Origin of the sequence: Agathobacter ruminis, assembly GCF_002735305.1 — a bacterium.
In the GTDB taxonomy this organism is placed as follows: domain Bacteria; phylum Bacillota; class Clostridia; order Lachnospirales; family Lachnospiraceae; genus Roseburia; species Roseburia ruminis.
Genome location: NZ_PDYG01000074.1, coordinates 128,335 through 153,012 on the forward strand (window position 1 = coordinate 128,335; position 24,678 = coordinate 153,012).

Consider the following 24,678-nt stretch of genomic DNA (forward strand, 5'->3'; position numbering starts at 1 on the left):
GCATCATTCAATTGACTGAAAGTGACAACAAGGAGTATAAGATGTCTGATATTTTAAAAGGAAAACCTGTAGCGGACGCAATCAGCGCACAAATCCGTGAGAAAGTAGAAAAGTTAAAACAGGATAAAATCACGCCGACGCTTGCAATTCTTCGTGTAGGCGAGCGGGAGGATGACCTGTCATATGAACGCGGAACGATGAAACGGTGCGAAAATACAGGGGTTGCAGTCAAAAATATCATCTTACCTGAAGATATAGATGAAAAATCATTCTTTGAAACATTAGAGAATTTGAACAGCGATAATCAGATTCATGGCATTCTGATGTTCCGTCCACTGCCGAAACATCTCGACGGTGAGCGCGCAAGATGCATGCTGAATCCGCAAAAGGATGTGGACGGTTGTACGGATGGCTCACTTGCGGGAGTCTTTACGAACTCAAAATCCGGATTTGCACCATGTACAGCGGAAGCTGCAATGGAAATCCTGAAATTTTACGGAATCGATCCTGCAGGTAAACGGGCAGTGGTCATCGGACGTTCTCTCGTCATCGGCAGACCTGTTGCAATGCTTTTGATGCATGCCAATGCAACCGTTACCATTTGCCATACGAAGACACAGAATATGGCCGAGATTGTTCGTGAGGCAGATATTGTAATTTGCGCATCCGGTCAGATGGAGAGCATTGGAAAAGAATTCCTCGCACCGGGGCAGACGGTCATCGATGTGGGAATCGGATGGAATGAACAGAAGCAGAAGCTCTGTGGCGATGTCATATTTGAGGAGGCCGATGAGGTTGCGGCAATCACTCCTGTTCCGGGTGGCGTTGGCGCAGTGACGACCAGCATTCTTGTTCGTCATGTGGTAGAGGCGGCAAAAAAATGAGTTTGACATGGAAAATCATTTTTGGATATCTGATCCTGATGAATCTGGCGGGATTTGTCGTAATGGGCGTGGATAAACACCGTTCAATCGTTAAAAAATGGAGAATTCCGGAAAAGGTATTATTTTTGTTTTCGCTGCTGGGCGGAAGCTTTGGAACCGTGATGGGAATGCAGATTTTTCGACATAAAACCAGACACTGGTATTTTGTAATCTTTATGCCGGTAATTCTTGCCCTGCATATTGTCGTTTTAATATTTTGCATGGCACATTTCGGGCTTTCATGACAGGGATACTTTACTTTATTCGGAAAGTGAGAGAAAGTCTTGAGAATCCGATGGGAAAAAGATAAAATGGTAAGTAAAATTGTATGAAAGTATATGAATCAGAAGAGGAGAAAAAGATGCATAACTTAATTATCCCGGAGCACTATCAAAGTGAACTGGATCTCTATGAAACGCAACACGGAATCAAGATTGTGAAAGACTTCTTCCAGGGAATGCTTTCCACCCGACTGAATCTTCGTCGAGTGACCGCACCGTTGTTTGTAGACCCGACAACGGGATTGAATGACAATTTGAATGGTGTGGAACGTCCGGTTTCCTTTGATATTAAGGAACAGAACGGACAGGAGGCAGAAATTGTACATTCATTGGCAAAGTGGAAACGATATGCATTGAACCGCTACCGTTTTCAGGTTGGTGAAGGCTTATATACCGATATGAATGCAATCCGTCGCGATGAAGTGACAGATAATATTCATTCGATCTTTGTAGACCAGTGGGATTGGGAAAAAATTATCACCAAAGAGGAACGTACAATTGACACCTTAAAGGAGACGGTAAAAACCATTTACAAATGTCTGCGCAAGACAGAACAGTATATGGCAATCCAGTATGATTTTGTGGATCTGATCCTTCCGAGAGATATCTATTTTATTACGACAGATCGCTTGCTGGAAATGTATCCGGACAAGACCGCAAAAGAGCGCGAATATCTGATTGTAAAAGAGAAGGGCGCTGTCTGTCTGATGCAGATCGGAGACAAGCTTGCAAACGGCGAACCGCATGACGGACGCGCACCGGATTATGATGACTGGAAGTTAAATGCGGATATAATAGTATACTATCCTGTACTGGATATCGCATTGGAACTTTCATCCATGGGAATTCGTGTCGATGAAAACTCCCTTGCGGAACAGCTCGAAAAAGCAGGATGTCCGGAACGCGCAAATCTGCCATTCCAGAAAGATATTCTCGAAAAGAAGCTTCCTTATACAATCGGCGGCGGTATCGGACAGTCCCGTATCTGTATGTTCTTCCTGCGCAAGGCGCATATCGGCGAGGTGCAGAGTTCACTGTGGCCGACCGAAATGGAAGAGAAATGTGCAAAGGCCGGAATTACACTTTTATAATTGGGCCTGAAAATTAAAAAACGAAATCGAAAAAAGGAACGAGTGTTATGGCTGGCAATCTTACGGTTGTGTTAAAAGCGGATGAAAAATTAAAAGAAAAATTAACAAAGTTTTATTGTGATGACTTTTGCGAGAAGACACCACAATATGCAATTTTTCAGGCAAAAACGGAGGATTGCACCATTACGCTTTACCAATCTGGGAAATTAATGTTTCAGGGAAAAGGTGCCGAACGTGAGAGCAGCATCTGGAATGCGTGGATGCAGAAACAGACATCCGAGCCTCAGGCAAAGGCAGTCGTTGCGCCTGCCGTCTATACGGACACAACAGCCATCGGCAGCGATGAAGTCGGTACAGGAGACTTCTTCGGACCGATTGTGGTCACGGCAGCCTTTGTCAGGGAAGAGCAGTTTGCACTTTTGCGGCAGCTGGGTGTGCGTGATTCCAAGAAACTGACGGATGAGAAAATTTGCCGGATTGTACCGCAAATCATGGAAGTGGTTCCTCATGTCACCAGAGTATTGGGCAATGAGGAATACAACCGGATGCGGGCAAACGGAATCAATATGAATCAGGTGAAGGCGCTGATTCACAATGATTGCCTTTTTCGTTTGAAAAAACAGCTGCAGGATGATTCTGTTTTGGTGGTCGTGGATCAATTTGAACCTCCTGCAGCTTATTATCGTCATCTTTCCGGAGAAGCAAATGTGATAAAGGATATCTGCTTTATGACGAAAGCGGAGGATCAGTGTATGGCAGTCGCATGCGCATCCATGATCAGCCGTGCCCGGTTCCTTAAGGAGATGGATCTGCTTGCGGAATCCATCGGACATCCGGAAGGCATTCCGCTCGGTGCGGGAAACGGCGTCGATGCATTTGCTGCGGCCCTGCTTGAAGAACAGGGACCGGATATTTTACAAAAGATTGCAAAAATGAATTTTGCAAATGTTGAGAAAGTGAGACAGTTATATGATCAAGCCAGGTAATATCATGAAAATGATGGCTGCAAAAAATAAATTTCAGTCCAATCATCCGAAATTTACTGCTTTTTTGAGCTATGTATTTCGTGGAGGAATGCCGGAGGGGACTGTCATCGAAATTACGGTGACCAAGCCGGGAGAAGAGCCGATTACCGGGAATTTGAAAGTGATGCAGGAAGACCTGGAATTGTTTGACAGTTTGAAGGATTTGAGTTAAATGCTTTTGGAATTAAGGGACCTGACGGTATCCCTGGGCGGCAAAACCATCCTGAGTCATGTGTCGATGGAAATTCGTGAGCATGACAAGATTGCGCTTGTCGGACCAAACGGAGCCGGAAAAACTACATTGCTGCGCACCATTATGGGTGAGATTGACCCGGATGCGGATGATAAGCGAAGGGGAGCTGCTATCCGCAGTTCACGCAGGCTGAGCTATGGTTTTTTGCGGCAACTGCAGGACCTGGACGATCATCGGCCGGTGGAGGCGTATATGAGAGATCATATGCCGCCGTTCGAACCGTTTTCAAAAGAACAATATTTATTTGAGATGGAATTTATGCGGCTTTTTACCGGTTTTGGTTTTGCAAAGTCTGACCGTACGCGAAGCATGGATACCTTCTCCGGCGGAGAACGGACCAAGCTTGCTTTTATTTTGCTTCTTTTGCAAAAACCGGATTTGCTGCTTTGTGATGAGCCGACCAATCATCTGGACATGGAGACGGTGGAATGGCTCGAGGAATATATGAAGACATATCCCAAGGCGGTTATTTTTGTTTCACACGACCGTTTTTTCCTGGACCGTGTGGCGCAGATTACCTATGAACTTTGGGATCATGAGCTGGTTCGTTATGCCGGAAATTATTCACAGTATCGCGCGCAGAAACGCAAGAACAATGAGATACAGATGAAGCAATATCTGGCGCAGCAGGAGGAAATCAAACGCCTGAACGAATTGATTTCCAAATTCAAAAACAAGCCGAATAAGGCCGGATTTGCGCGGGCAAAGAAAACACAATTGCAGCGGATCAGGCAGATTCAAAAACCCAAGGAAGATATGGGAACCATGACTGCGGAATTCGTGCCGCGATATCTGGGGCCAAAATGGATATACGAAGCACAGGATCTGATCATCGGATATCAGAAAAATCATCCCCTTGCAGAATTATCGCTTCGCATTAAACGCGGGCAAAAGATTGCAGTGATTGGCCGTAACGGAATCGGCAAGAGCACTTTTTTAAAGACGGTATGCGGCGACCTGCAACCGTTGAAAGGAACCAGCCGCATATTTGAAAAGGTGCTATGGGGATATTTTGACCAAAAGGCTGCGGAATTTTCGGATGAAAAGAGCGTGCTGGAGCATTTTCGCGCGCATTTTGGATCTTTGAGTGAAAAAGAATTGCATAGCAGACTGGCCTGTTTCCTGTTTCGCGGAGAAGATGTGAATAAACGTGTATCGTCATTGTCAGGCGGTGAAAGAGCACGCCTGTATCTGGCAGAGCTGATGCAGAGCGGTCCGAACTTTCTGATTATGGATGAGCCGACCAATCATATGGATATTCCGGCGAAAGAAATGTTGGAGTCCATCTTTTCGGACTACAAAGGGAGTATCCTGTTTGTATCGCATGACCGTTATTTTGTCTCAAAAGTGGCAGATGCGATTTTACTATTCGATGAGGGCATGGTATATTATTATCCATTCGGATATGAACATTATCTGACCCATATGAAATCCGCAGATTCCGCGGAGCGGACAGCACTCGTCCTGGCCAAAGACCAGGCACTTGTCGCGGGACTTCAGGCTGTGCCAAAGCCGCAGAGAATGCAGGCAAGGGAGCAGAGCACGGAGGTGGCATATGTACAATGGCGTCTGCGACTGGCGGCGGAGCCATTGCAGGAGGCATGGTCTGCGCTGGATAAGGCTTTGCTGGATGGAGAGGAAAAGCAGATTGAGATCCGGGAGGATGCGCTGACCACTGCGTGTCTCGACTGGTATCAGATTTATTTGGATATCGAGTAATATGATGAGGAGTTAGTCATGAATATCGATTATAAATTGGTTTTTCTGGGAGTCATGTTGGCGGTGGAGGTTGCACTTTTGGTGTGCACGATCGTTACGTTCCGCAAGAAAGGGGATTTGGCAATCTCATTGCGCAAAGTGTGCGTCAGCATCTTTTTGGCAATGATTGCCTATGCATTATATGTGACATCAATCAATGAACATCATGCATTGATCTGGATGTGTCTGTTTTCCCTCGGAATCGACTGGATTCTGTTAATGTTTATGGAATATATTATTTCATATACCGACAGCAGATTTCGAGGACGTGTTGTCCTGTTACTCAGCTATATCGGAGTGATTGCCGACTCGGTTTCAATGGCGTGCAATATCTTTTATCGCCATGCTTTTTCAGTGCATCTCATTCATGATACGCGTTATGGAATTGATGCCTATCAAATGCAAAATTCGACCGTGTTTTATCGTGCACATCTCGGATTTTGCTATTTTCTGTCAGCCATTGTATTAATCTGGCTGATCCAAAAGATGATTTCGACCATTTCATTTTATCGAAAGAAATATATTTTGATTATCCTGGGATTTTTGCTGTTGCTCGCGGCAGACGGAATCTCCATTACGATAAAGACCCCGTTTAATCTTTCCATTATTTTTTATGGAATCGTATCCGTGGTGCTGACTTATTTTTCATTCTCTTATATACCGCGCTCACTGATGAATAATGTGCTGAAAATCGTATCGCGTGAGCTGAATAATATGGTGACCTGTTTCGATCAGGACGGCCGTCTGGTTTATGCCAATAAAGCAGCCAAAAACCTGGTGAACAAGACACATCAGCTGGACTGGCTTTCGAGCATTTATCGCGAGTGGCGGGACCGCTACAGCGATAATGACAGCGAAGAGGACGGAACCTACTGGGAAGAAGAAATCATGATCGAAGAAAAACATACGATTTTCCAGTTTGAGGCGAAGCGTTTGTTTGATGATCGTCAGCAATATATCGGTGTTTATATTACCGCTTATGACCGGACGGAAGAAATCTTAAAGCATCAGCAGGAACTTGAGGAGGCACAGGCAAAGATCGCGCGCGAATCGCGCTTCTGGGCCAATATCTCACATGAGATGCGTACGCCGGCCAATGCGATTCTCGGAATGAATGAGATGATTCTGCGCGATGAGACAAATGAGGAATTGCGAAAATATGCGGAATATATCAAAGTTTCAACAGAGACCTTGATTATGTTGATCAATGATGTGCTGGATTTCTCGAAAATCAATGCAAAGAGCATGGCAATTCTTCCGAAAGAATATGAAATCCTGCATATGGTCAAGGCAATCTATGCGATGGCTTTGCCGAAGGCACAAAAGAAATCACTCGAATTAAAGATTGAACTTGATCCGTTTTTGCCGAAACGACTCCTGGGCGACGAATTGCGTTTGCGCCAGGTCATTATGAATCTGATCAGCAATGCAATCAAGTATACCGCAAGCGGCTCTGTCAGCCTGCGATTGTTTGGCGAGCAGCGTTTCGAGGATTATTATCTTCATGTTGAAGTGGAAGATACCGGAATCGGAATCAAAAAAGAAAATATTGCACTTTTGTTTCAGGCATATGAGCGCATTGATGAGGCACGCGTGCACGGAATCCAGGGCACAGGTCTGGGGCTGAACATTTGCAAGCAGCTGCTCGAACAAATGGAGTCCAAACTCGAAGTGCAAAGTGAATATAATAAGGGAAGCCTGTTTTCTTTCCGCGTGAAGCAACCGAAAATGTCCGACGAATATATTCCGGATTTCAAGGAATACCTGAATATGCAGGAAGCACATGAACTGACTTATGAGATTCCGGAAGATGCGGAGGGCAAAATCCTCTATGTGGATGACAATGAGATGAACTGTGAGGTCTTTCATGCATTGACCAAGAAAACGCATTTTGAAATTTATGATGCACATAATGGCAGCGAAGCCCTGAAAATCACCAAAAAGCATCAGTTTGATTTGATTTTTATGGATCATCTGATGCCAGAGATGAATGGTGATGAGGCTTTTGTCATGATGCGTTCGGATGCGGAGAATCTCAATCATGATACGCCTGTGATTATGCTGACTGCCAATGTGGGAGAAGACCTGCGCGAGAAGTTCCTGAATATGGGATTCGCGGATTATCTGACCAAGCCGCTCAGTCCGGAGAAGCTGGCAGAAACCTTCATTGATTGGATGTAAACAGTATGGAAAAAGAACGCAGATATATATGTATTGATTTAAAATCTTTTTATGCTTCTGTGGAATGTGTGGAGCGTGGACTCGATCCGATGACAACCGATCTGGTTGTGGCGGATCTGAGCCGCTCGGAGAAGACCATCTGTCTGGCAATCACACCGGCGATGAAGGCAAAAGGGATTCACAATCGTTGCCGTGTATTTGAAATCCCAAAGGGAGTCGAATATATTGCAGCAGTGCCGCGCATGCAGTTATATATTGATTATGCGGCCAGAATTTATGCGATTTATCTGCGCTATATAGCAAAAGAAGATATTCATGTCTATTCCATAGACGAGGCATTTATGGATGTGACGGAATATCTGCACCTGTATCAGATGACACCGCGGGAACTGGGAATGCGCATTGTTTCGGATATCTATGAGGAGCTCGGAATCAGGGCGACCTGCGGAATCGGCACAAACCTGTATCTGACCAAGATAGCACTCGATATCACAGCCAAACATTCACCGGAATTCGTCGGAGAACTGGATGAACAGCGGTATCAGCAGACTTTGTGGGATCATAAGCCACTGACCGATTTCTGGAGGATAGGACCGGGGACAGCCAGACGGCTGGCACGATATGGCATCTATACGATGCGTGAAATTGCACATGCAAACGAGGAGATGCTTTATCGCATTTTCGGAATCGATGCGGAACTTCTGATTGACCATGCATGGGGACGGGAGACGACGACAATTGCGGATATCAAAAATTTCCGCCCGCAGAACAATTCGCTGACGAGCGGACAGGTGCTTGGAGAATCCTATGCCTTTGAGGATGGCAAGCTGGTTGTCAAAGAGATGATGGACCTGTTGTGTCTGGATATGGTCGCCAAGGATCTCGTGACGAATTCCGTCACACTTCATATCGGCTATGACAATCAATATGCGGCCGAGCCGGCGCATGGGACAGCTTCTGTTCCTGTGCAGACGAATGCGGATATCATGCTGGTTCCTGCCATCGAGGAATTGTATATGCGCATCGTGAATCCGAATTATCGCATTAAGCGCATCAACCTGACCTGCAATCATGTTGTGCCCGAAGAATGTTATCAATATAATTTCTTCACGGATGCGGCGGAGCTCGACAAGAATCGCAAGATGCAAAAAGCTGTGCTTCATATCAAAGAAAAGTTCGGCAAGAATGCAATCCTGAAAGGAATGAATCTTGAAGAGAATGCGACAACCATAGAGAGAAACGGACAGATAGGAGGGCACCGCAGTGGCATCGAAACCTAGAAATAACATGCCGCGGGAGGAGCGGGCAAAGCAGTTTATGCCGTTTGCTGCGCTTAAGGGACTCGATGAGGCACTGGCGGCAAAAGAAAAAATCATTGTGCCCAAAAAAGAACTGTCGGAAGAAATGCTTTCGGAACTCGATGAAAAGATGAAACAAATCGAGAAGGGAAGCCTGATTACTGTCGTATATTATGACAAAGAAGAATATATCAAAATGACCGGAATTGTATCGCGAATCGATCCGTCTGCGAAAGTTCTGCAGGTGGTGAATCGCAGGATTGACTTTGAGGATATTCTGGCAATCAATTTCGGGATTGAGTGAAATAAGAGGAAGATCTATGAATATCAAATCCGTATATGAAGGCGGTGAAGCAGAAATTGTCGAAAAAAAATCCCGCTTTATTGCAACGGTTCGCCCGGTCAAGGATGAAGCGGAGGCGAATGCTTTTTTTGCGGAAATGAAAAAGAAATATTGGGATGCGCGGCATAACTGCAGTGCATTTGTCATCGGACAAAAACAGGAACTGACACGAAGCAGTGATGATGGGGAACCGTCCGGTACAGCAGGGCGCCCGATGCTGGATGTCCTGTTAAAGGAAGGCGTGACTGATGCAGCAGTGGTGGTGACCCGTTATTTCGGAGGCGTGCTTTTGGGAACCGGAGGTTTGGTGCGCGCATACCAGCAGGCGGTATCGGCGGGACTGGATGCCTGCACTCTGATTGAAAAGCAAAACGGGATGAGATTGCAGATTCGCACGGATTATAACGGTCTGGGCAAGCTGCAGTATCTGTTTGCTCAGGAGGCAGTTCCGGTGGTAGATACGCAATATGCCGATTCGGTATCCATCGAAATTGTCATTCCGCTGGAGCGGGATCAGGCAATTCGAAAAGCCATCACGGAGAAGACCGCGGCGACTGCCGCAATCGATGAAATCGGGGAATGTGTTTTTGCACTGAAAAACGGGGAACTGATGTTTTTTGCATAATGTTTTGTGAAATGATATAATACACTCCGTATAGGTAATTTTAGGAGGAATATATGAATTACGGCAAACAACCCGTGAAGCAGCGTGCGAAGGCACTTGATGCGAAGGGAATCAAAATAAGAAATAAGATTGGACTGTGGATTGGCAAGATTGTACTTGCTGCAGTTGCAATTGTACTTGTGGTTGCAATCAGTGCAGGAATCGGAGTCTGGAAAGGAATCATTGATACCGCACCGGATATTTCCGAAATTGATGTAACCCCAACCGGATATTCCACAACCGTTTATGATGCGGCAGGCAATGAAATCAGCACACTTGTGGCTGCCGGTGCCAATCGTAAATATGTTACGATCGATGAAATTCCGGCCAATCTGGAGCATGCATTTGTTGCGATTGAGGACGAGCGTTTTTATCAGCATAACGGAATCGATATCACCGGTATTGTGCGCGCATTTTTCCTTGGCATACAGCACGGTAGGTTCTCACAGGGTGCGAGTACGATTACGCAGCAGCTGATCAAAAACAATGTCCTGACCACATGGACTTCTGAGACATCCATGATCGAAAAGATGCAGCGAAAAATCCAGGAGCAGTATCTGGCGGTGGAACTTGAGAAACTGGTCGATAACAAAGACTGGATTCTGGAAAATTATCTCAATTCCATCAACCTGGGTGCGAACACACTTGGTGTGGAAGCGGCATCTTTGAAATATTTCAACAAGGACGTAGCGGACCTGACACTCTCCGAATGCGCGGTTATTGCGGGAATTACGCAGAATCCGTCTTTGTATAATCCAATCCGTCATCCGGAGAAGAATGCAAAGCGTCGTGAGACCGTATTAACAAAGATGCTCGAGCAGGGCTATATCAAGCAGTCCGAGTATGATGAAGCAATCGCGGACAAGGTATATGACCGCATTGCAGAATACAATACCGGCGACGGTGCAACCATCAATTCGTATTTCGTGGATGCAATGATTGATGATGTCTTTGATGATCTGGTCAATCGTCTCGGATATTCGGAGTCGGAAGCATATAAGGCGCTGTATCAGGGCGGTCTGGAAATCTATACAACACAGGACCCGAAATTGCAGAAGATTGTCGACGAAGAAATCAACAATCAGGAAAATTATTATGTCGATACACAATATTCGTTCAGCATGAGTTTCCAGGTAAAATATGAGGATGGAACCTATAAAACATTTACCCATCAGACCATGCTTGCTTCCATGCAGAAGAACGATTCTTCGGCTGATATCAATTACGGTTCGGAAAAAGAATGCAAAAAAGCAATTGAGAAATACAAAAAGAAAGTTTTAAAGGACGGGGGCGAGATTGTCCCGGGAACAGAGACTGTTTATTATACCCTTCAGCCGCAGGCTGCCTGCACACTGATCAACAATGAGACCGGATATGTGGTCGCACTGGCAGGTGGACGTGGTGAAAAAGAAGGAAACCGTACCCTGAATCGTGCATCAGATGTCACCAGACAGCCGGGATCATGCTTTAAGATTATCGGATGTTATGCAGCAGCACTGGATGCGGGCGGCAAGACACTTGCGAGTGTGCAGGATGACGCGCCATATACGGTTGGCAAAAAGACCTATAATAACTGGGACCGCTCATTTAGCGGATATATGACGATTCGTGATGCGATTACGGATTCCGTCAATATTGTTACGGTAAAGAATCTGCAGGATATTGGAGTTGATCTTGCATTCAGCTATGCGGAGAATATGGGAATCAGCACACTGGTTCCGGCAGACCGTACGCTCGGACTGTGTCTGGGTGGTCTGACCAATGGTGTGACCAATCTCGAGCTGACGGCTTCCTATGCGTGCATTGCCAATGCGGGAACCTATCGAAGCCCGAAATTCTATACCAAGGTTGTGGATCATGACGGCAATGTGCTCCTGGATGCGGCAGAGACGCAGGAATCCCGCCGCGTATTAAAAGAGACGACTTCATGGCTTCTGACTTCAGCAATGGAAGATGTGTTGACAGAGGGAAGCGGTAAACCTGCAAACTTCGGACTGGGCATGGCACAGGCAGGAAAGACCGGTACGACAACCAGCAACCGTGATTCCATCATGGAGGGCTACAGCCCGTATTATACCTGCGGAATCTGGGGCGGATTCGATGATAATGCATCACAGTCCTATACACAATATACCAAGACTTTGTGGAAAGCGATTATGGGACGCGTGCACAAAGATCTGAAGACCAAAGATTTCAAGAAACCAAAGGGAATTGTCGAGGCCAAAGTCTGTGCAAAATCCGGATTGCTTCCGGCGGAAAATATCTGTGATCATGATCCGAGAGGTTCTATGGTCATTACGGAATATTTTGAGAACGGAACGGTTCCGACAGAAACCTGTCAGACACATATTGCTCTGGATATCTGTAAAAAATCCGGCAAGATTGCCAACAAATACTGCCCTGCAAAAGAGGTGGAACATCGCATCTTTGTAACCGGAGCTGCTGAGGGATCCGGGGAAGGCGAATATAATATCAAAGCGGATGCGTTGTCTCAAACCTGTGATATTCATACGAAAGAGAATACCCAGAAAAAGGACAAAAAACCAAAACCGGGCAATGAAGATCCTCAGCCTTCTGGGGATGATGATCTCCCGGAAGAACCGGTAGATCCGGCTATTCCGGAAGAACCGACCGATCCGGATGATACGAATCCGGAAGGCTGATTGCAGATAAAGAGGATGCAAAAGGTTTATGATGTTTGGATTAGACAGTAAAGAAAAAGAATTAAAGGAGCTTCTGGCCCGGCTGGGCTGTGAAGCTTCTGTTTTTAGAAATTTCAAAAACGGTTATGAAAAAATGGATAAGCGATATGCGCAGACGGCATCGCATTATCAGAGCTGTCTTGCCGCAACAGTTGAAATCCGGAAGCTGGCAGAACGGCTGGAACAGCATTTTATCGGTCAGGATCGGATGGATTTGTCTGAGACTGCACGTGAACTGAAAAAATTGCAGGGTACCTATGCGCATGAATTTATCATCAGCAGCCAGGATAAGGAATTTTCTTCGACATATGACACGCTGATCCGCAAATTACCATTGGTGGACAAAGGCAAAGAAAATGCGCTTATGATGCAGAGTGAAGTGGAGAATCTGCTTCAGATTCTGCAGGAAAATCTGAACCGGAAAAAGCCTGATCTATATGCACTCAGTTTTTTCCTGGCGGATCATAAGATATCGGAATTGTATGATCTGAGTGCGGAACGTAAGCGGGAACTGGTGCATCAGAAGATGGTAAATGAATTAATCATGCCATTGCAAAATGCATTGAAGCATACGACACAATCGCCGGAATACAAACAGATTCAGCAACTGATTCTTGAAATGACAGGCGTAACGATTTAGGAAGGGGGGGCAACCGTGGGTGGAATTATTGTCATTATTGTAATTATTCTGCTGATTATGCGAGCAGATAATAATGCAAAGAAGCAAAAGCAGATGCAGGCGCTGCAACAGGAAAGACGACAACAGACTGCTTACACGCAGCCTGTTAGACAACAACAGACTGTTTATCAACAGCCTGTTAGACAACAACCATATGAGAGAACTCCGAAGGCTGTGCCTCCGGCTATGAAGCGTTCAGCGGAGCCGGATATTGTAAAGAAAGCGAAGAAGAATGTCAACCGCTTTGCGGGTGAAGATGTGACTCTTGAGCAATTGCAAACAGAGCATCAGCATTCCGAAAAAGTGGCAACTGCCAAAGCGGCTTATGTCGAGAAAGAAGAAGCACTGCATCGTCAATATCATGAGAATCCGGATGAGTTTCTGCAGAATGAGAATCTGCTCGGCTCTGTAGAAGATCTGATGGTCAAAGGATATGATGGAAACCTGAGTTTTGAAAGAGACTTCCTTGGGGAAGGCCTGGATATGATTAATCGTTTCGTGGTATAGAATTTATGACAAAAAAAGAATTGGCAAAAGAAGTGATTGCCAGACTAAAACAGGAATATCCGGAATCAGATTGTTCACTGGATTATGATGATGCATGGAAATTGCTCGTAAGTGTGAGACTGGCGGCACAATGCACCGATGCGCGTGTCAATGTCGTGGTCAAAGACCTCTATGCAAAATTCCCGACAATGGAATCGCTTGCACAGGCGCCGGTGGATGAAATCGAAGAACTGGTGCGTCCGTGCGGGCTGGGCAGGAGCAAGGCGCGCGATATCAAAGCATGCATGCAGATGCTTATGCAGGATTTTGGCGGGAAAGTCCCGGATAATATGGACGATCTGCTGAAATTGCCGGGAGTCGGGCGCAAGAGTGCCAACCTGGTCATGGGAGATGTATACGGGCAGCCGGCGATTGTGACGGATACCCATTGTATTCGTCTGGCCAATCGAATCGGACTGGTCAATCAGATCAAAGATCCCAAGAAGGTTGAAATGGAACTCTGGAAAATTATTCCGCCGGAGGAAAGCAATCAGTTATGCCACAGACTGGTGGATCATGGGCGCAAAATATGCAGTGCACGCACGACACCGAATTGTGAATTCTGCGTCTTAAATGACATCTGCAGGGGAGCGAGTCTTGACTGAAAACGAGAAATGAGGAAATTATGGAATCACGAAGACCACAGCCGGGAGAATTTTACCGGCATTTTAAAAATAAAATGTATCAGATTATCAATATTGCAAAACATTCTGAGACGGGTGAGGAACTTGTTATTTATCAGGCTTTGTATGGCGATTTCGGCATTTATGCCAGACCGCTGTCAATGTTTGTCAGTGAGGTGGATCACGAAAAATATCCGCAGGTGACGCAAAAATGGCGCTTTGAGAAAGTGTCTTTCGAATCACAGACAGATGCAGAGCATGTGGCGGCTGAGTCGGTTGTGACTGCTGAACCGGATGTGACTGCTGAACCGGTTGTAGAGGCTGTGACTGAACCAATCGAGGTGAATGGAATTCATCCGAAGCTGATGGAATTCCTTGATGCCGACAGCATGGAGGAGAAGTATAAGGTATTAAGCTCCATGAAGGATGTGATTACCGATTCCATGATCGATTCCATGGCGGTGGTATGTGATCTGGTAATCGAAAAAGGTGATTTGATTAAGCGATATGATGATTTGAAGCATGCGATTGCAACCAGACAAAGATATGAGGTTGCAGACAGACTGCGTTAGAAACGGGAGGAAAATGACATGGCTAAAGTAGGTGTTTTTATGGCCGATGGCTGTGAAGAAATTGAAGGCTTGACAGTGGTAGATATTTTGCGCAGAGCCGGAATCGAAGTGGAAACTATTTCCATCAACGGAACTGACTGTGTGACCAGTTCACACAAGGTGAAATTCTTTACGGATACAAAGGCACAGCTGGCTGATTATGCTGCATATGACGGAATTGTTTTGCCGGGAGGAATGCCGGGCACATTGAATTTGAAAGCAAATGATACCGTGCAGCAAGTGATTCGTGAATTCTTTGCACAGGGAAAACTCGTCAGTGCAATCTGTGCGGCACCATCGATCCTCGGCGAAGCAGAATTGTTAAAGGGCAGAAAAGCAACCTGTCATCCGGGATTTGAGGAATCACTGATCGGTGCAGTGCATGTAGAACAGCCGGTTGCGGTAGACCAAAATACAATTACCAGCCGCGGAATGGGAACTGCGATTCCGTTTGCGCTGGAAATCGTAAGATATTTCATGGATGATGCAGCTGTGGCAAAGGTTTGTCAGGGACTGGTTTACAGCTATCGGTAAACGAATATACATTTTTTATACAAAAAGTGTATATTTAGGGTTGACACGGAAACGCAAAAGTGTAAGAATGAATCATGTCGATGATGTTGCAGGTCGACAAAATACGAAAGAAAGTGAGGTAAAGAACTATGTTCAATTTAGCAACAAAACATTTATTTAATGATTTTTCAGTGAATAACGAAACTTACTTTACCTCGGGATATTTGATTCAAATGTCGTGATTTTTTGCGTGCACTTGAATACGATTTGGCATACGCGCCCTAGGTAAAGAAATCTTTTACCTAGGGCTTTTTTTGTACCTTTTTGGCGGTGTCAAATCCCCGGGAGAGAAACAGATGAAAAAGAGAAGGAGGAGAAAAAGTTGAAGACACTTGGCAGTTATGTGAAAAAACATTGGGCAACTTATACGATGGCAATCGTGTTTATGCTGATTGCAATTGTGCTCGATATGTTCTATCCGCAGGTGGCTAAGGTAATTGTAAATGAAGTGCTTGTAAAGCGTGACTTTCACCGGTTCGCTCTGCTCTTGGCAGCAATTGTGATCATCGGTGTCGGAAGAAGCTTTTTAGGATATTTCAAAGAATTTACTTTTGACAGAAACTGTATCACCATTGGAACCGAGATGAGAAAAGACCTGTTTAATCATATTCAGGGACTGTCACTTGATTATTTTGATGATGCAAATACGGGTGAACTGATGGCCCGTGTAAAGGATGATATCGATAAGGTATTCAACATGGTCGGCATGGAAGCAATGGTGGGCATGGAAGTAATTTTAAATGTCATTTTGACACTGTATTTCATGTTTTCCATCAATCTGCCGCTGACACTTTTGCCACTTGGATGTATGGCAATCAGCGGTGTGACCGCAGTGTTGATGGAGAAGAAACTGGACAAGGTTTATGATGATATCAGTGAGGAAAATGCTGAGCTGACGACCATCGCGGAGGAGAATCTTGCCGGCGTTCGTACCGTAAAGGCATTTGCCCGTGAGGACTATGAAATCAACAAATTCATGAAGCATAATCAGCGTTATTACGACCTGAACATGAAAGAGGCGACCACACTGATGCGGTTCTATCCGGTCTTCCAGCTTGCCGGAATGATGCTTCCGGTAGCCTGCGCGGTTTTGGGGGGTATTGCAGTTATCCGTGGACATATGGACCTCGGAAGTCTGACTGCATATATTATTTACAGCCGCAACTGTACATGGCCGATGGAGGAACTGGGATGGATTACCAATGATTTCTCAAGTTCTCTCGCATCATTAAAGAAGATTCGTAAGATTTATAAAGAGCATTCGACTCTGGCAACCACAGAGAATCCGGTATTGGTGGACCGGATTGACGGAAATGTGAAATTCGATCATGTATCGCTTAAATTTGGCGACAAGCAGATTCTGACGGATGTCTCATTTGAATTAAAGGCCGGAAAGACGCTTGGAATCATGGGAGAGACCGGTTCCGGCAAGTCGACCATTGTCAATTTGCTACAGCGTTTTTATGATCCGAGTGAAGGAGAAATTTTCCTTGACGGTACAGAAATCCGTGATATGGATCTGAAACAGGTAAGAGGCGCTTCCGCAGTCGTAATGCAGGATGTATTCCTGTTCTCGGATTCCATTGAGGAGAATATTCGCATGGGCCGCCGCGAGGAGATGACCATGGATGAAATCAAGAGTGCAGCGCAGATGGCGCAGGCAAGTGATTTCATCGAAAAGATGGATGAAGCTTATGATACCGTTATCGGAGAGCGCGGCGTTGGATTGTCCGGTGGACAGAAGCAGCGCATCAGCATTGCCAGAGCAATCTCTAAGCATGCGCCGATTCTGGTATTGGATGATTCCACATCCGCACTGGATATGGAGACAGAAGCAGAAATCCAAAAGACACTGGACGGCATTACAGGGGTAACCCGTATGATTGTTGCACATCGTGTTTCTGCGGTGCGCAATGCCGATGAGATTATTTACCTGCAGGATGGAGCAATCGCAGAGCGCGGTACCCATCAGCAATTATTGGAACAAAAAGGACTCTATTATCGTACCTATCTGGCACAATACGGAGCAACCGAAGAAGAGGAGGTGAGCGCATAATGGCAACAAATTCCTTCCGCGAAGACGAACAGTTACAGCATACGGACCGGAAAAAAGTTGTTCTTCGTATGATGAAATACTTAAAGCCACACATCCGTGAAATCATTCCGGTATTGATTTCACTGGCAATTACCGTGGCAATCAGCCTGATCAGCCCGCTTTTGATTGAGCGTGCAATCGATGTGCATGTTGCATCGAAGGATGTCAAAGGACTGCTGATCATTGCCGGCGTACTGGTGGCATTGGGAATTATCTATGTGTTGTTTGTAAAATTGCGCATGTATTTGATGAATCGCGTATCCAACAAAATTTTGCTGGATATCCGTGAAGAATTATATGAACATATTCAAACACTTTCCTTTACCTTTTTTGACAACAGACCGACCGGCAAAATTCTTGCCCGCATCATCGGTGATGTCAATTCATTAAAGGAAGTTATGGCAAATACCATTACCAATCTGATTCCGAACTTCATCACCGTAATCGGTGTTGTGGTAATCCTGATGGTAAAGGACTGGCGACTGGCATTGGCGACTTTGTGCTCCATGCCGTTGATGATTGTCAGCATTTTCTGGATCCGTAACCGGACCCATAATCGCTGGCAGGCAATGCGCAAGAAGGCATCCAACCTGAATGCTTATGTGCATGAGGATATCGCAGGTATTTCTGTGGTACAGAGTTTCCATGCGGAGCATGAGACAAAGGCAACTTTTCGGGAACTGGCAGACGAACACCGTGATGCATATATCTCTGCGTGCCGCGTGGCGGATTTGTTTGGACCGGCCATTGATACAAGCTGGTCAATCAGCAGCATGATGATGTATCTGTGTGCGATTCTACTGCTTGGATATACGGATGCTTCTCTTGGTCTGATTACCGCATTCGCAACCTATGCGAATATGTTCTGGAGTCCGATCATGAGACTGTCCAATTTCTACAACCAGCTGGTAACCAATATCTCGGCAGCTGAGCGTGTCTTTGATATCCTGGATACAAAGGCGGAAATTGTAGACAAGCCGGAAGCCGGCGAAATGCCGGATATCGAAGGTCGTGTCGAATTTCATCATGTCGGCTTTACATATGATGAAGGCACAGAGGCGGAGACGAAGGTTCTTGAGGATGTCAGTTTTGTTGCACAACCGGGTGAGACCATTGCTTTGGTCGGACCGACCGGTGCAGGAAAGACAACCATCGTCAATCTGATCAGCCGCTTCTATGATATTCAAAAGGGCAATATTTCCATCGACGGATATGACCTGACAGATGTGACCATCAACAGTCTGCGCCGCCAGATGGGTGTCATGACGCAGGACAATTTCATTTTCCATGGAACCGTGCGTGAGAATATCATGTATGGAAAGCTTGATGCAACCGAGGAAGAGATGATTGCAGCGGCTAAGGCAGTCAATGCACATGACTTTATCATGAAGCTCGAGAATGGCTATGATACAGAGCTGAAGGCGCGCGGTGCAGGACTGTCCATCGGACAGCGACAGCTGATTGCATTTGCCAGAACCATGATTTCAATGCCGAAGGTATTGATTCTGGATGAGGCAACCAGCAGCATTGACACACATACAGAGATGCTTGTACAGCAAGGTATTCAGGCGCTGTTAAAGGGACGAACCAGTTTCGTAATCGCACATCGTCTGTCTACCATCAAAAACGCAGACCGGATCTTCGTAATCAATCACGGAGGCATCCAAGAAAGCGGAAATCATAATGAACTTATGCAAAAGAAGGGCGCATATTACGAACTGTATATGGCTCAGTTCGCGTAAGAAAGGAGAAACAATGAAACCATATCTTGATTATATTCTGGAACAAACTCAGGCAGTGCTTGCCATCGACAGTCCGACCGGCTATACGGCCAATGCGGCGCGCTATGTCGCAGGCGAATATGAGAAGCTCGGATACAAAGCAACCATCACCACAAAGGGCAGTGTCCTTGTGGAAATCGGCGGGAAACAGGAGGACGATGCAATCGTCCTCGCTGCGCACTGCGATACCCTCGGCGGAATGGTAAAGGAAATCAAATCCAATGGCAATTTGCGCCTGTCTCCGCTTGGCGGAATGAATCCGAACAATGCAGAGGCTGAGAATGTACGCATTGTGACGAAATTTGACGGAATCTACGAAGGTACCTTCCAGATGGACAATGCTTCGATTCATGTCAACAAAGAATATAATGAAACAACCCGTGGATGGGATTGTATGGAAGTCGTTCTCGATGAGAAAGTTGCTTCCAAAGAAGATACCGAAAAGCTTGGTATCAGCGTAGGAGATGTGGTTTGTTTTGAACCGCGCACAAGAATCACAGAGAGCGGCTATATCAAGAGCCGTTTCCTCGATGACAAATTGAGCGTGGGAATTCTTCTCGGATATGCGAAATATCTGAAAGAAGAAAAAATTACACTGGAACACAAAATGTATCATTACATCACAGTATATGAAGAAGTCGGACACGGCGGCGCATCTTCCATTCCGGAAGGCGTCAAAGAGATGATCTCTGTGGATATGGGATGTGTCGGCGAAGGATTAAACTGTACCGAGCATCAGGTATCCATATGTGCCAAGGATTCCAACGGACCATACAATTATGATGTGGTGACAGGATTAATGAAAGCAGCAAAGGAGCAGAAACTGGATTTCGCAGTGGATGTTTATCCGTTCTACGGGTCGGATGTCGATGTGACATTATCAGCCGGTTATGAAATCCGTCATGGATTGATCGGATCAGGGGTATATGCCTCTCACGGCTATGAGAGAAGCCATAAAGACGGCGTGGAAAACACCTTAAAGCTCCTTGTTGCCTATTGTAAATAGGAGTGACTATGAAAACTTATCAGGAAATCAATGCAGAAACAATCGATCGTTGGATTGAAGAAGGATGGGAGTGGGGCATTGCCATCTCACATGAGACCTATGAAAAGGCGCAAAGAGGAGAGTGGGATGTCCTGCTGACTCCGACCAGGCTGGTACCGCATGCATGGTTTGGCGATTTGAAAGGAAAAAAGATTCTCGGTCTGGCAAGTGGTGGCGGACAGCAGATGCCGATTTTTGCGGCACTTGGCGCAGACTGCACCGTGCTGGATTATTCGTCAAAGCAGATTGAAAGCGAAAAGGCAGTGGCAGAGCGGGAAGGATATGACATCAGAATCATTCGCGCCGATATGAGCCAACCGCTTCCGTTTGAAGATGAGACCTTTGATCTGATTTTTCATCCGGTTTCCAATGTTTATGTAAAAGAAGTAAAGCCGATTTTTAAGGAATGCTATCGTGTGCTCAAAGAGGGCGGCGTCCTTTTGTCCGGTCTCGACAACGGTGTCAATTTTCTGGTGGATGAAGAGGAAGAGCGCATTGTCAATCAAATGCCGTTTGACCCGCTGACAAATGAAGAGCAGAGAAAGCAGCTGGAGGAACAGGATTGCGGAATGCAATTTTCACATACCATCGAGGAACAGATTGGTGGTCAGCTGGAGGCGGGCTTCATCCTGAATGCACTGTATGAAGACACCAACGGAGAAGGTCGACTGCATGAACTCGGAATCAATTCGTTTCTTGCAACCAGGGCAGTCAAAATTAGTACTAGCCAAGTATCGGATTATATGGTATAATGCCTTGGAATGCGCGGGTGTACTATGCCCATAAGCAAAGATAGATATTAGATAGGAGAAACGAGAAATGAGCGTTAAGGTTGAAAATCTTGAGCACAACATGGCGAAGCTTACGATTGAAGTTTCAGCCGAGGAATTAGAGAAAGCATTAGACTATTCTTATAACAGACAGAAGAAGCAGATCAGTGTTCCTGGCTTCCGTAAAGGAAAGGTTCCGAGAGCAATGGTTGAGAAGATGTACGGACCTTCTGTATTTTATGAGGATGCTGCAAATAAATTGATGCAGGACAATTATCCGGCAGCAGTTGATGAGAGCGGTCTTGATATCGTATCCCGTCCAACCGTAGATGTTACCCAGATTGAAAAGGGTAAGCCATTCATCTTTACAGCAGAAGTTGCTGTTCGTCCGGAAGTTACTCTTGGCAAATACATGGGCGTAACTGTTACAAAGCAGGATACTACCGTATCTGATGATGAAGTAGCAGAGGCACTTGAGAATGAGCGCAACCAGAACGCACGTACCGTAAGCGTTACCGATCGTGCTGCACAGATGGGTGATACCGCTGTGATCGATTTCGAAGGATTCGTAGATGGTGTTGCATTCGAAGGCGGAAAGGGCGAGAACCATTCATTAGAGCTTGGCTCACACAGCTTCATCGATACATTCGAAGACCAGATCGTTGGCAAGAATGTCGGAGATGAATTTGATGTTAATGTAACTTTCCCGGCAGAATATCAGGCAACTGACCTTGCAGGAAAGCCGGCTGTATTCAAGGTTAAAGTAAACGAGATCAAAGCAAAGGAACTTCCTGAATTAAATGATGAGTTTGCATCAGATGTTTCTGAGTTCGAGACTCTTGAGGAATACAAGGCTGATCTCAAGACAAAGCTTGAGAACAACAAGAAGAACAGCGTAAGAAAAGAGCAGGAAGATGAAGCAATCCAGAAGATCATCGACAAGTCCAAGATGGACATTCCTGCAGCTATGATTGATACACAGTGCGACTCAATGGTAGAAGAATTTGCACAGCGTCTGGCACAGAGTGGTCTTTCTCTTGAGCAGTACATGCAGTTCTCAGGACAGACCATGGAGCAGTTCAGAGAGCAGGTTCGCCCTGAGGCAACTTCACGTATCCAGAGTTCTCTTGTATTGGAGCAGATCGCTAAGGAAGAGAATATCGAAGTAACCGAAGATGACATCAATGCCGAAATCGAAAGAATGGCAACGATGTATGGAATGGAAGCTGACAAGCTCAAGGAATATATGGGAGATGCCGAGAAGGAATCCATGAAGAAAGAACTTGCACTTTCAAAGGCTGCAGACTTGATTATGGAAAATGTGAAGGAGCGCGCTAAGCCTAAGAAGAAGACTGAGGACGCTGCAGAAGCATAATCGTACGGATATAGCGATACATAGCAGACTGGCGCAGAAATTCTGTGCCGGTCTTTATGTGATTTTTAGGGGAATTTTAAATTTTTAGAATTTTTCACACATACTTTATTTTTATATTCCCTGTTTCGATATATAATAATAGATGTTCAGAGTGTAGGAGGTAAGAGGAATGAGTTTAGTACCATATGTCATTGAACAGACCGGTCGTGGTGAGCGTAGCTATGACATTTATTCGCGTCTGTTGAAAGATCGTATCATTTTTCTTGGAGAAGAAGTGAACGAAACAACCGCAAGTCTTGTAATTGCGCAGTTATTATTTTTAGAATCAGAGGATCCGGGCAAGGATATTCATCTTTATATCAACTCCCCGGGCGGAATGGTGACCGCAGGTCTTGCAATCTATGATACCATGCAGTATATCAAGTGTGATGTCTCTACAATTTGTATCGGACTTGCAGCATCCATGGGCGCTTTTCTGCTTGCAGGCGGCGCAAAGGGGAAACGTTTCGCATTGCCGAATGCTGAGATTATGATTCATCAGCCAAGCGGTGGTGCAAAGGGACAGGCAACCGAAATCGAAATCGCAGCAGAGAATATTTTAAAGACAAAGAAGCGTTTGAATGAAATCCTTGCTGCAAATACAGGTAAGCCGTTCGAGACAATCGCTGCGGATACCGAGCGCGATCATTATTTGAGCGCACAGGAAGCATTGGAATATGGCCTGATCGATCAGGTTATCACAAACCGTGCATAGGAGATAATATGGCAGGAAAGAAGAATGATGAGGAACTTGTATTTTGTTCCTTTTGTGGAAAGAATCAGCATCAGGTAGGCCGGATGATTTCCGGTCCGGGCGGAGCATTTATCTGTGATGAATGTATTGACATCTGCAATGAAATCATCATGGAAGAAGAGCTCGATGCAAACAAAAAGAATACCAAAGATGCCTCTTCCGAGATTAATCTGGTAAAGCCGGAAGAATTAAAAGCTTTTCTGGATGAGTATGTCATTGGACAGGATCAGGCGAAGAAGGTGCTTTCGGTAGCCGTTTATAATCATTATAAGCGTGTTCTGGCAGGCCCGACTACCGGTGTGGAATTGCAAAAGAGTAATATTCTGATGCTTGGACCGACCGGTTCCGGCAAGACTTTACTTGCGCAGACATTGGCAAGAGTATTGAATGTACCGTTTGCAATTGCCGATGCGACGACATTGACCGAAGCCGGTTATGTCGGTGAAGATGTTGAAAATATTCTGCTGAAACTGATTCAGGCAGCAGATTATGATATCGAGCGTGCGGAGCATGGAATCGTATACATCGATGAGATTGACAAGATTACCAAAAAATCCGAGAATGTTTCCATCACCCGTGATGTATCCGGCGAAGGTGTACAGCAGGCATTGCTTAAGATTCTTGAAGGTACGCTTGCATCTGTACCGCCTCAGGGCGGCAGAAAGCATCCGCAGCAGGAACTGATTCCAATCGATACCACCAATATTTTATTTATCTGCGGTGGTGCGTTTGACGGCCTTGAGAAAATCATCGAGAAGCGTATGGATCAGAAATCCATCGGATTCATGGGTGAGGTCAAAGTAAAAGACGAAATGAATGTCGGAGAGGCATTTAAGCATGCTCTGCCGCAGGATTTCGTGAAATTCGGACTGATTCCGGAATTTATCGGTCGTGTGCCGATTACGGTATCACTGGATGCACTGGATCGCGATGCGCTTGTCCGGATTTTGAATGAGCCAAAGAATTCATTGGTAAAACAATATACCAAACTGTTCGAACTCGATGGTGTGGGACTCACGTTTACAGAGGATGCAATCGGTGCAATCGCTGACAAAGCGCTTGAGCGCAAGACCGGTGCGCGTGGCTTGCGTGCAATCATGGAAGCGGTTATGCTTGATTTGATGTATCGAATTCCTTCCGATGAGACAATCTCCCGCGTCGAAATCACCGATCAGATTGTGGAAGAGAATTTAAGAATCGATGCGCAGGAAAAGGGCGATACACCCCTGATTGAAGACGCAGACAAGTCTCCAAAGGCTGCATCATAA

General features: G+C 45.6%; 23 protein-coding genes. All 23 read left to right on the top strand.

What is annotated here, in order from left to right:
* The first annotated feature begins 41 nt into the window (after window positions 1-41).
* The gene (locus tag CSX02_RS09405) at window positions 42-884 is read left to right on the top strand and encodes a bifunctional 5,10-methylenetetrahydrofolate dehydrogenase/5,10-methenyltetrahydrofolate cyclohydrolase (protein WP_099386529.1); all 843 of its coding nucleotides are present in this window, start codon (window positions 42-44) and stop codon (window positions 882-884) included.
* Window positions 881-1,168, top strand: a complete 288-nt coding sequence (locus CSX02_RS09410; RefSeq protein ID WP_031544896.1) for a DUF1294 domain-containing protein — start codon at window positions 881-883, stop codon at window positions 1,166-1,168. Before CSX02_RS09405 ends, CSX02_RS09410 begins: the two co-directional genes overlap by 4 nt.
* A 116-nt stretch (window positions 1,169-1,284) precedes the next feature.
* Window positions 1,285-2,295, top strand: coding sequence for an aspartate--ammonia ligase (gene asnA, locus CSX02_RS09415; protein WP_031544898.1), 1,011 nt, complete (start codon window positions 1,285-1,287; stop codon window positions 2,293-2,295).
* A 47-nt stretch (window positions 2,296-2,342) separates the two neighbouring features.
* A complete protein-coding gene (rnhC, locus tag CSX02_RS09420; RefSeq protein WP_099386489.1) occupies window positions 2,343-3,281 on the top strand; it encodes a ribonuclease HIII in 939 nt (312 codons plus the stop codon).
* A gap of 4 nt (window positions 3,282-3,285) precedes the next feature.
* The gene (locus tag CSX02_RS09425; protein WP_034219398.1) at window positions 3,286-3,492 is read left to right on the top strand and encodes a hypothetical protein; all 207 of its coding nucleotides are present in this window, start codon (window positions 3,286-3,288) and stop codon (window positions 3,490-3,492) included.
* Window positions 3,493-5,292 (top strand): ribosomal protection-like ABC-F family protein, encoded by a 1,800-nt coding sequence (gene abc-f, locus CSX02_RS09430; protein ID WP_099386490.1) that lies wholly within the window; start codon window positions 3,493-3,495, stop codon window positions 5,290-5,292.
* An 18-nt stretch (window positions 5,293-5,310) separates the two neighbouring features.
* The gene (locus CSX02_RS09435) at window positions 5,311-7,512 is read left to right on the top strand and encodes an ATP-binding protein (protein ID WP_099386491.1); all 2,202 of its coding nucleotides are present in this window, start codon (window positions 5,311-5,313) and stop codon (window positions 7,510-7,512) included.
* Window positions 7,513-7,517: 5 nt separating this feature from the next.
* The gene (locus CSX02_RS09440) at window positions 7,518-8,792 is read left to right on the top strand and encodes a Y-family DNA polymerase (RefSeq protein ID WP_099386492.1); all 1,275 of its coding nucleotides are present in this window, start codon (window positions 7,518-7,520) and stop codon (window positions 8,790-8,792) included.
* Complete coding sequence (locus tag CSX02_RS09445; RefSeq protein ID WP_031544909.1) at window positions 8,776-9,114, top strand: YolD-like family protein; 339 nt, start codon at window positions 8,776-8,778, stop codon at window positions 9,112-9,114. The genes CSX02_RS09440 and CSX02_RS09445 overlap by 17 nt, the downstream gene beginning before the upstream one ends.
* 16 nt (window positions 9,115-9,130) lie before the next feature.
* Window positions 9,131-9,778 carry a YigZ family protein gene (locus CSX02_RS09450; protein WP_189281484.1) on the top strand — a complete coding sequence of 216 codons (648 nt, stop codon included), beginning with the start codon at window positions 9,131-9,133 and terminating at the stop codon, window positions 9,776-9,778.
* Window positions 9,779-9,831: 53 nt separating this feature from the next.
* Window positions 9,832-12,480 carry a transglycosylase domain-containing protein gene (locus CSX02_RS09455; RefSeq protein ID WP_099386493.1) on the top strand — a complete coding sequence of 883 codons (2,649 nt, stop codon included), beginning with the start codon at window positions 9,832-9,834 and terminating at the stop codon, window positions 12,478-12,480.
* A gap of 28 nt (window positions 12,481-12,508) precedes the next feature.
* Window positions 12,509-13,159, top strand: coding sequence for a hypothetical protein (locus tag CSX02_RS09460; RefSeq protein ID WP_099386494.1), 651 nt, complete (start codon window positions 12,509-12,511; stop codon window positions 13,157-13,159).
* Between the two features lie 15 nt (window positions 13,160-13,174).
* Complete coding sequence (locus tag CSX02_RS09465) at window positions 13,175-13,705, top strand: hypothetical protein (protein ID WP_099386495.1); 531 nt, start codon at window positions 13,175-13,177, stop codon at window positions 13,703-13,705.
* A gap of 5 nt (window positions 13,706-13,710) precedes the next feature.
* Window positions 13,711-14,349: an endonuclease III domain-containing protein gene (locus tag CSX02_RS09470; protein WP_099386496.1), complete on the top strand. Its 639-nt coding sequence runs from the start codon at window positions 13,711-13,713 to the stop codon at window positions 14,347-14,349.
* 20 nt (window positions 14,350-14,369) lie between these two features.
* Entirely contained in the window at window positions 14,370-14,939 is a 570-nt protein-coding gene (locus tag CSX02_RS09475; RefSeq protein WP_099386497.1) for a DUF1653 domain-containing protein, read from the top strand.
* A gap of 18 nt (window positions 14,940-14,957) precedes the next feature.
* Window positions 14,958-15,512 carry a DJ-1 family glyoxalase III gene (locus CSX02_RS09480; RefSeq protein WP_099386498.1) on the top strand — a complete coding sequence of 185 codons (555 nt, stop codon included), beginning with the start codon at window positions 14,958-14,960 and terminating at the stop codon, window positions 15,510-15,512.
* Window positions 15,513-15,873: 361 nt separating this feature from the next.
* Window positions 15,874-17,607 carry an ABC transporter ATP-binding protein gene (locus CSX02_RS09485; protein ID WP_099386499.1) on the top strand — a complete coding sequence of 578 codons (1,734 nt, stop codon included), beginning with the start codon at window positions 15,874-15,876 and terminating at the stop codon, window positions 17,605-17,607.
* Window positions 17,607-19,388, top strand: a complete 1,782-nt coding sequence (locus CSX02_RS09490; protein WP_031544926.1) for an ABC transporter ATP-binding protein — start codon at window positions 17,607-17,609, stop codon at window positions 19,386-19,388. Before CSX02_RS09485 ends, CSX02_RS09490 begins: the two co-directional genes overlap by 1 nt.
* Before the next feature lie 13 nt (window positions 19,389-19,401).
* Entirely contained in the window at window positions 19,402-20,433 is a 1,032-nt protein-coding gene (locus tag CSX02_RS09495) for a M42 family metallopeptidase (protein WP_099386500.1), read from the top strand.
* Between the two features lie 8 nt (window positions 20,434-20,441).
* Entirely contained in the window at window positions 20,442-21,224 is a 783-nt protein-coding gene (locus tag CSX02_RS09500) for a class I SAM-dependent methyltransferase (protein ID WP_099386501.1), read from the top strand.
* Window positions 21,225-21,291: 67 nt separating this feature from the next.
* On the top strand, window positions 21,292-22,617 hold the full coding sequence (gene tig, locus CSX02_RS09505) for a trigger factor (RefSeq protein ID WP_099386502.1): 1,326 nt from the start codon (window positions 21,292-21,294) through the stop codon (window positions 22,615-22,617).
* A gap of 169 nt (window positions 22,618-22,786) precedes the next feature.
* Window positions 22,787-23,371, top strand: coding sequence for an ATP-dependent Clp endopeptidase proteolytic subunit ClpP (clpP, locus tag CSX02_RS09510; RefSeq protein ID WP_031544934.1), 585 nt, complete (start codon window positions 22,787-22,789; stop codon window positions 23,369-23,371).
* Window positions 23,372-23,379: 8 nt separating this feature from the next.
* Window positions 23,380-24,678, top strand: a complete 1,299-nt coding sequence (gene clpX / locus CSX02_RS09515) for an ATP-dependent Clp protease ATP-binding subunit ClpX (protein WP_099386503.1) — start codon at window positions 23,380-23,382, stop codon at window positions 24,676-24,678.